7 protein-coding genes are annotated in these 8,591 nt (G+C 33.0%); 6 read left to right on the top strand and 1 reads right to left on the bottom strand.

What is annotated here, in order from left to right:
• Positions 1–26 precede the first annotated feature (26 nt).
• Positions 27–332 (top strand): Rpn family recombination-promoting nuclease/putative transposase, encoded by a 306-nt coding sequence (locus BUB63_RS12100; protein WP_073250090.1) that lies wholly within the window; start codon positions 27–29, stop codon positions 330–332.
• Positions 333–923: 591 nt separating this feature from the next.
• On the opposite strand, the gene BUB63_RS12105 is transcribed toward BUB63_RS12100, so the two are convergent.
• Positions 924–2,714: a M3 family oligoendopeptidase gene (locus BUB63_RS12105; protein ID WP_073250093.1), complete on the bottom strand. Its 1,791-nt coding sequence runs from the start codon at positions 2,712–2,714 to the stop codon at positions 924–926.
• Between the two features lie 421 nt (positions 2,715–3,135).
• Here BUB63_RS12105 and BUB63_RS12110 point away from each other — a divergent pair, with 421 nt between their 5' ends.
• From BUB63_RS12110 to BUB63_RS13475, 5 genes are all read left to right on the top strand, one after another.
• Positions 3,136–3,837: a coenzyme F420-0:L-glutamate ligase gene (locus BUB63_RS12110; RefSeq protein ID WP_027309333.1), complete on the top strand. Its 702-nt coding sequence runs from the start codon at positions 3,136–3,138 to the stop codon at positions 3,835–3,837.
• Between the two features lie 511 nt (positions 3,838–4,348).
• The gene (locus BUB63_RS12115) at positions 4,349–5,008 is read left to right on the top strand and encodes a helix-turn-helix transcriptional regulator (RefSeq protein ID WP_073250096.1); all 660 of its coding nucleotides are present in this window, start codon (positions 4,349–4,351) and stop codon (positions 5,006–5,008) included.
• Positions 5,009–5,178: 170 nt separating this feature from the next.
• Positions 5,179–6,564, top strand: a complete 1,386-nt coding sequence (locus BUB63_RS12120; RefSeq protein ID WP_027308989.1) for a tryptophanase — start codon at positions 5,179–5,181, stop codon at positions 6,562–6,564.
• 79 nt (positions 6,565–6,643) lie between these two features.
• Positions 6,644–8,155, top strand: coding sequence for a sodium-dependent transporter (locus BUB63_RS12125; protein WP_073250099.1), 1,512 nt, complete (start codon positions 6,644–6,646; stop codon positions 8,153–8,155).
• Positions 8,156–8,165: 10 nt separating this feature from the next.
• The gene (locus tag BUB63_RS13475) at positions 8,166–8,282 is read left to right on the top strand and encodes a MetS family NSS transporter small subunit (protein ID WP_143290288.1); all 117 of its coding nucleotides are present in this window, start codon (positions 8,166–8,168) and stop codon (positions 8,280–8,282) included.
• Positions 8,283–8,591 lie beyond the last annotated feature (309 nt).

Here is an 8,591-nt window from a genome sequence, read left to right on the forward strand (position 1 = left end):
AAAATATGCTAAACTAAGGTAAAAATATGGATAAGGGAAATATAAAAAATGAAGATAACTTTTTAAAAATAATAAGAGAAGCTAAGAAAGCAAGAATGGCGTATGAAGCAAAGATGGCAGCATTAAGAGATGAAAAAACCAGATTAATTGAAGCAAAAGAAGAAGGTAGAATGGAAGGTAGAAATGAAGGAATAGAGATAGGAATACAGAAGGGAAAAAGATTGACTGCTGAAAAGATGTTAAGAAAAGGGTTGGATGTTGAAACAGTTGCAGAATTAACGGATCTTTCGATAAAAGAAGTTGAAGAAATTAAAAGGGATATGCTCCATTGAAATTAATAATTGATACCTTAAAAGAGGAAGTGGTAGGAAACGCTGCTTCCTCTTTTTAACTGGCATCCTCATCACTTATAACATATCAAGATTTTGAATGTAGTAGCATAAAATACAAAATCCTGCTAAAATAATAATTAGGAATTGTAGGTAGATACTATGCCTAAAACTAAAGTAAATAAAGATAAAAATAAAGCAATGGATGTAAATAATACTAAAATAATTAATACAAATTACGAAATAATCCCACCTGAACAAAAAGTGCCACCCAGGTGAAATGTGACATTTTTCAAAATATGTTAAGTAGGAATTGTTAATAAAATTAGTATTATAACAATACTATATATCTAAAAAATAGTTATAATGAGGTGTTATTACTTTTTGTAGATAATCGTAAAAGACATAAAGTTCCACTATTAGTTAGTGGAACTTTATAATTATGGTGTCTTTAAAATTGTATTATGAAAAATATGGATTATTCACATTTCACCTGGGTGGGAGACCTCCGAAAAAATCAAATTATTTTTAAAAACATACTATATATAGTTGCACATATTATCTTTTATATACTATATATAGTGGTGACAATTTTTAAGGTATCATTTTTTCGGAGCTCTTGGTGGCACTTATGAAGGTGTCTATTTCTTCTTTTATAACCTCAAGGGAGCTTCTCCAGAAATCTACTGAATGTAAGTCAAATCCCATCTCTTTTCCAAGGGTATATAAATCGTTTTTACCTGTTAATGATAATAGCTTTTTGTAGTCCTCTGCAAACTCACTTCCACGCTTTTTATATTCTGCAATAAGACCTCTAACAAATAGTTCTCCGAAGGCGTATGGGAAGTTGTAGTAATTTGCGTCTGCATAGTAGTAGTGAGGCTTGTTTACCCACATATATGGATGCATATATTTTTCATCTAATGCATCTCCATAGGCCTTCTTTTGTGCATCAAGCATAATTTCCTTAAATTCCTCAACAGAAAGAGAATGGTCTTCACGTCTCTTAAATACCTCATCCTCAAATAAGAATCTTGAATATATATCAACTATAGTTTGAGTTGAGCTTTGTAGAGAGTTTTCAAGTATAGCAATCTTCTCCTCCCTATTTGCTATCTTAAGTGCAGCGTCTATTATAAGTGTTTCGCAGAAGATTGATGCTGTTTCTGCAATTGGCATAGGGTAGTTTGAATTTAAGAAGGTTTCATCTATTAGACAGTTTCCGTGATATGCGTGTCCAAGTTCGTGGGCTATTGTTGTTACATTAGAGAAGCTTCCATCAAAGTTTGCAAGAATTCTGCTCTCTTTAATTGGATGTAGGTTATAGCAAAAGGCTCCCCCTCTTTTTCCTTCCCTTGGCTCTGCATCTATCCAATTTTCCTCAAAGGCTCTATCTGCAAAATCAGCAAGCTCACTACTAAAGCTCTTGAAGTTCTCAACTATGAACTTTCTTGCCTCATCGTATGTAAACTTCATATCAACCTTACCAATTGGGGCAAATAAATCATAGAAGGGGAGCTTACCAGATTTGTGTCCTAAAAGTTCTGCCTTTTTCTTTAGATAATTCCTAAAGTATGGAAGATATTCTCTTATTGCCTCAAGCATTGCATTTAAAGTTTCCTTGTCCATTCTGCTGTTTTTTAGCGTCATATGTAGAGGAGATTCATAACCTCTTAATTTAGATAGAGTAATAACCTCCCCCTTAATTCCGTTTAATGCAGCGGCAGAGGAATTTTCTATCTTTTGGTAGGACTTTAATTCTGCAAAGTAGGCAGTTTTTCTGACATACTCTTCTTCAGAATATGCCATATTTCTAACAACAGGAAGAGGAAGCTTCTTTTCTTCGCCTTCAAGTGATATTTCAACTGTGTGGGTTGAGGTTAAAAATTCCTGTAGTTTTGCCCAGGCACTTGAACCTGTGTTTTTCATTTTAGAAATAACTATTTCCTGTTCGTCAGAGAGCATATGTTCTGCATCTTTAATTGATTCTTTTAAGATAAACTCGTGTTCCTTTATAAATTCGGAGGAGTTTATGATTTCCTCAACGTTTTCTAACTTAGACAGCCATTTTTTAAAGGCTACATCAAATTCAGTGGTTTCAGATATGGTTTTTTCTATCTTTTCAAGATACATAAGTGCCTTATTGTTTTTTGCATCAACACTTAAGGAAAGTTCAGAATAGGCAGCAATTTTATAAATTAAGCTTGATAACTCATTGACCCTGCCTAAAAAGAATTGAATTTTTTCCTGTGCATTTTCCTGTGAATTAAAGTTTTCTCTGCTCCAAGTTTTTAATTCTTCGATTAAACTTAAAACTTTACTGTTGTCCTCTAAAAACTCCCTGCTATCAAAGGAGGTATAAAGATTATCAAGGGACCAACGCATAAAATCACCTCTTTTACTAAATATTAACATATACATTATATATTATTTTTAGTAAAATTACCAGATAATATATTGATTTATTAATTTTTCAAACAAAATTAATTAAAAAGTCCCCTTAACGCTATTAAATGGTTGTTGAATGTTGCTTGACTTATAAATACATAAAATATAAAATGATTATATGGTAAAGCTAAGATTAGTTATGTAATCGGTATTTTTAAGGATTGGACAGCCCTTTGGGCGTGGGAGTCTATATTAATTTTAGAATTAACCACCAGGTCACAACTTCTTAAATTTGGAGATATTTTACCTATTTAAAATAACTACAAGAAAAATATACCATTTATATATAAAAAGGTAATATTTTTATATAATATGGGTATAATTTTGAATAAAAAAGATAGGAAGCGGAGGAGAAAGGATGGATTTTGCAGCAAATGAAAATAAGGAATTAATAAGACAGGTTGAAGAGGAAAAATATGCAAGAATACCAATAAAGACAAGGTTAATAATGGTTGGCGACCCAATTGAGGATATTGTGTATGAATATACAAAGGATGTTCTTCAAGAGGGAGATATAGTGTTTATTTCAGAAAAGAGTGTAGCAATCTCCCAAGGAAGAGCATATAAAATGTCTGAAATTAAACCATCAAGACTTGCAAAGTTTTTATCTAAATTTGTTTATAAATCACCACACGGTATAGGTCTTGGAATACCAGAAACAATGCACTTTGCTATAAAGGAATGTGGAGTAATTAGGATATTATTTGCAGCCTTCTGTGCAGCAATCTTTACAAAGCTATTTAAAATAAAGGGAGTATTCTATAAAATTGCTGGTCCAAAGGCAGCTTCAATAGATGGCCCAACATCAGGAACGATACCACCATTTAATCAATATGTTGTATTAGGTCCAAAGGATCCAGATGAAGCGGCAAAGAAAATTTCTGAAAGAATAGGTGCTAAGGTTTGTATTGTTGATATAAACGATTTAGGTGGAAATGTGCTTGGAGTATCCCATAAGGATATTGATAAGAATAAAATTGTTAAAATACTAAAGGATAATCCATTAGGACAAGGACATCAATCAACTCCAATAGGAATAATAAGAAGAGTAAGTGAATAATATTTTTGATTTTATCAAATCAGAGGAAAAAGCTTTAGATTTGTATATTTTGGTATAGCATATAAACTGTGAAGGATGTAAAAATGAAGTTCCTTCACAGTTTTTTATTAATAAATAAAATTTTATTCAGGTTGTTAAAAAAAGTTCATCTGTGATTAGATAAGTAATTCTTAAGCGTTTAGCTACTCAAAAAAATTTAATCGTTTCTTTGTTCGAAAAGTCATATCTTCACAATATTATCCTCTCTTTGATACCTTCAATCTGGGAACATCCTGTGCTGAATTATGTTTTTAAGTATAAATATTATGTTTGTACAGTTTATAAAATATACCTTTTTAAAATACCTTAAGAGAACTTTAAGAATAAACTGTCCATAATATTTGCAAAGGTAAAAATTTATCAGATAAAATATTTTAAAAATATTGAAAATTTTAATAATTACGTATATAATAATATCAAGAAATAAAAAATTATTATCATAATAAAAAATTATTATAAAGAAGGGACAGCTATGGCGGATAGAGATATACTAAATACATTTATTCCTATTGTTGATTTTTTAGGAGAGGTTTATGGTTCAAACTGTGAAGTTGCACTGTATGACTTAACAGAAAGCAAAAATGAAATATGTGCAATAAGCAATAACAACTTAAGTGGTCGTAGGGTTGGAGATCCTCTAACTAAAACACTAAATAAATTAATAGAAGAAGAGCAGTATAAACATAAGGACTTTATAACAAGGTTTCCATCAAAAACAAAGGATGGTAAAATCTCAAGAACATCGGTATTGTTTATTAAAAATAAAGAGGGCAGATTAATAGGACTTCTTACATTGAGTTTTAACCTTGACGGTCTTATAAATTCTGCAAACTTTTTAAACAAGTTTTTGTCAGAATTAACTGGAGGTCCAGAGAGAAACCTTGCTGAAGAAAAAGGGCCAATCTCGGAGGACTTTAGCACACCAATTGAGGATTATGCAATGTCTATAATTCAAAAAACAATAGAGGAGATAAACATTTCCCCAGAGAGAATGTCAACTGACGAAAAGATAGAAATAGTTCAAAAGTTAAATAACAAAGGTGTATTCCTCCTAAAGGGAGCAGTTACTGAGGTTGCAAAAAAGCTAAAAATATCAGAACCTACAATTTATAGATATATAAAGAAGGATTAAGGTTAATTAAATCTATTTTAAATAATTTGCTTATCGTATTATAACATTTTTAAAAGTTTATATTGTACTAATTAAACAATGTACAAAACAGAGATTTATGTAGTTGTAACTTCTAATGTCTCTTAGCTAAAACTTAATATAAAAATAAAAAATTTTTATGGGGTGATAAAATGGCAGTAAAGAGAAAACCAGAACCTTTTAAGATTAAAATGGTAGAACCACTAAAGACCACCACAAGAGAACACAGAGAAAGGGCATTAAAGGAGGCAGGGTATAACCCATTTCTACTAAGGTCAGAGGATGTTTACATTGACCTTTTAACAGATAGTGGTACAGGTGCAATGAGTGACTATCAATGGGCAGGTATGATGCTTGGTGATGAGGCCTATGCAGGAAGTAGAAACTACTACAATCTTGTTGATGCAGTAAAAGACATCATAGGATATCCATATGTAATACCAACACACCAAGGAAGAGGAGCAGAACAGGTTTTATTCCCATCACTTATAAAGAAAAAGGGACAATACGTTCTTGGAAATATGCACTTTGATACAACAAAGGCCCACATAGAATTAAGTGGCGGTAGGGCAGTAAACTTTGTAACAGACAAGGCCTTCAAAACAGATGAATACTATGATTGGAAGGGAAACTTTGATTTAGACAAGTTAGAGGCCTTCATAAAGGAACACGGAAGAGAAGAAATAGCCTTTATACTTATTACAGTAACTTGTAACAGTTCAGGTGGACAACCTGTTTCAATGGAAAATATAAGAGGGGTTAGAGAGATTGCAGATAGATATGGCATAAGAGTATTTATGGATGCTGCAAGATTTGCAGAAAATGCGTATTTCATAAAGAAAAGAGAAAAGGGATACCAAGATAAATCGATTGTTGAAATAGTTCACGAAATGTTCTCCTATACAGAAGGATTTACAATGAGTGCAAAGAAGGACGCAATAGTAAACATCGGTGGGGTGCTTGGAATAAAGGAAGATGTTGAACTTTTCAATGAATGTAGGGCAAGAACAGTTCCAATGGAAGGATTCATAACATACGGTGGACTTGCAGGAAGAGATATGGAGGCCCTTGCAAGGGGATTAAGAGAGGGAGTAGACTTTGATTACCTTGACTATAGAATATCACAGGTTGAATACCTTGGGGATAGATTAAGAGAGGGTGGAATACCAATTCAATATCCAACTGGTGGACACGCGGTGTTTGTTGATGCTAAAAAGCTTCTTCCTCACATACCATATTATCAATTCCCTGCACAGGTTTTAGTTAACGAATTATACTTAGAATCAGGTATCAGAGCTGTGGAAATTGGTTCATTCTTATTAGGACGTGACCCTGAAACTGGAGAGCAGCTTGAGTCACCACTTGAGCTTGTAAGACTTACAATTCCAAGAAGAGTTTATACAAACGATCATATGGATGTTGTAGCAGACGCATTTATCTCAATAAAGGATAAGGCTCCATACTTAAAGGGATTAGAATTTGTATATGAACCAAAGGTGCTAAGACACTTCACAGCAAGATTAAAGCCAGTTGAGTAAAAAGACAGTATTGGCTGTGGAAATATTAAAAAATATTTTCACAGCCTTTTTATATAAAAATTTAAGGAGGGGTTATATTATGGAAACACAAAACAGAGACTCTTGGGGTTCGCGATTTGGATTCATTATGGCAACGGTTGGTGCGGCAGTAGGTTTGGGAAATCTTTGGAGATTTCCGTTTACAGCTTATGCAAACGGAGGGGGAGCATTTTTACTACCTTATTTTGTAGCTCTATTAACAGCAGGTGTACCTCTTATGATTATGGAATTTGGGTTTGGACATAAGATGAGAGGAGCAAATACACTTGCTTTTGCAAAGTTAGGAAGAAAATGGGAATGGCTTGGCTGGTGGCCTGTTATGATTCCACTTATTGTATGTTCCTTCTATTCTGTTGTTATTGCTTGGAGTATAAATTACTTGATATTTGCATTTACTGGAGCGTGGGGAAGTGATCCAAATGCCTTCTTTGGAGGTCAGTTCCTTGCAGTAAGCAGTGGACCTTTTGATTTTGCAGGATTTAGATGGCCAGTTGTTGCAACTGTAACTATAGTATGGTTCTTTAATTACTACATAACTAAAAAAGGTATTTCTGGTGGTATAGAAAAGGCATGTCGTTTTATGACACCAACTCTTGCAATTTTAATGATAATAATGACAATAAGAGGTCTTACTCTACCAGGTGCAGCAGAAGGACTAAATTGGTTTTTAAAGCCTGATTTTTCAAAGATAATGAACGGAAAAATTTGGATATCGGCATACGCACAGGTTTTCTTCTCAACGACTCTTGCCGTTGGTGTTATGACAGCCTATGCAAGTTATCTACCTAAAAAATCAGACATAGTTAATAACTCCTTTATAACTGTTTTTGCAAATGCAAGTTTTGACTTTTTAGCAGGTCTCTGTGTATTTAGTACTCTTGGATATGCTTGCTATGCATCAGGGCTTCCAATGGATAAAGTTATAAAGGCAGGACCAGGTATAGCCTTCGTTGCCTTCCCAAATGCTATAAACCTAATGCCAGGTGGACCTGTGGTTAGAGCAATTATTGGTGTAATATTCTTCTTATGTTTGATAGTTGCAGGTATTTCTTCAAGTATATCAATGGTTGAATCCTTTGCATCTGCTTATCTTGATAAGTATGTTAATACTTCAAGAAATAAACTTGTTAGAAATATATGTTTAGGAGGATTTGTAGGAAGTTTATTATTTGCAACAGGTGCAGGCGTTCACATATTAGATATAGTTGACCATTTTGTTGGAAACTATGGAATTGCCTTAATAGGTCTTATAGAAGTTATAGTGCTTGGATATGTGTACAAAGTTGAAAAGATGAAGAAGGAAGTAAACGAATATTCAGACTTAAAGGTTGGACAGTGGTGGGTTTATCTTGTTAAATATGTCACTCCTTTATTACTTGGATATATGACTATAGATAATATAATAACAGAATTAAAGGCACCATATGGTGGATACCCATATATAGCATTAGTAATATTCGGATGGGCAATAGCAATTGGAATATTTGTAATAGGATTTATTTTAAGCAAAAAACCATGGCCTAATGAAAGTGTTCTTAAAATAGAAGAGTAGGGGTGGTATTATGGAATGGGGTGCAGTTATAATGCTAATATTTGGATGTAGCCTATTGTTTGGTGGACTTGCATTCTTTGTCGCAAATGCAATAAAATCAGAAAAACATCAGAGATTTCGCATCTAATTTCCAGTAAAGCTTTTTTCTTTATAGGAAATTAGATTTTTTCTATTTTATTGAAATTTTGGAAGGGAAAAAGGCCGTAGGCCATGTATATAGATACACCTTCCCCCTCCCCATCATAATGAAAAGCTGTATTTCCAATTTTATTATCGACTATGCGGTGTTAAAAATTGGATTAATCCAATTCATAATTATCAACATTTCATCTTTCAAATCTTCTATTATATTTATCTGCAAAAGCCTTTTTTCTCTGAATCCTCGAATGTTTCTAAAAAAGTATAATTGGGTTAAGTTAAAGGCTATTATCATGAA

This window comes from Caloramator proteoclasticus DSM 10124, from assembly GCF_900129265.1.
Classification (GTDB): domain Bacteria; phylum Bacillota; class Clostridia; order Clostridiales; family Caloramatoraceae; genus Thermobrachium; species Thermobrachium proteoclasticum.

Bases quoted from the DNA above. Each gene is read 5' to 3' on its own strand.
- BUB63_RS12120 (WP_027308989.1), top strand. From the start codon at position 5,179: ATGGCAGTAAAGAGAAAACCAGAACCTTTTAAGATTAAAATGGTAGAA.
- BUB63_RS12100 (WP_073250090.1), top strand. From the start codon at position 27: ATGGATAAGGGAAATATAAAAAATGAAGATAACTTTTTAAAAATAATA.
- BUB63_RS13475 (WP_143290288.1), top strand. From the start codon at position 8,166: ATGGAATGGGGTGCAGTTATAATGCTAATATTTGGATGTAGCCTATTG.
- BUB63_RS12105 (WP_073250093.1), bottom strand. From the start codon at position 2,714: ATGCGTTGGTCCCTTGATAATCTTTATACCTCCTTTGATAGCAGGGAG.
- BUB63_RS12110 (WP_027309333.1), top strand. From the start codon at position 3,136: ATGGATTTTGCAGCAAATGAAAATAAGGAATTAATAAGACAGGTTGAA.
- BUB63_RS12115 (WP_073250096.1), top strand. From the start codon at position 4,349: ATGGCGGATAGAGATATACTAAATACATTTATTCCTATTGTTGATTTT.
- BUB63_RS12125 (WP_073250099.1), top strand. From the start codon at position 6,644: ATGGAAACACAAAACAGAGACTCTTGGGGTTCGCGATTTGGATTCATT.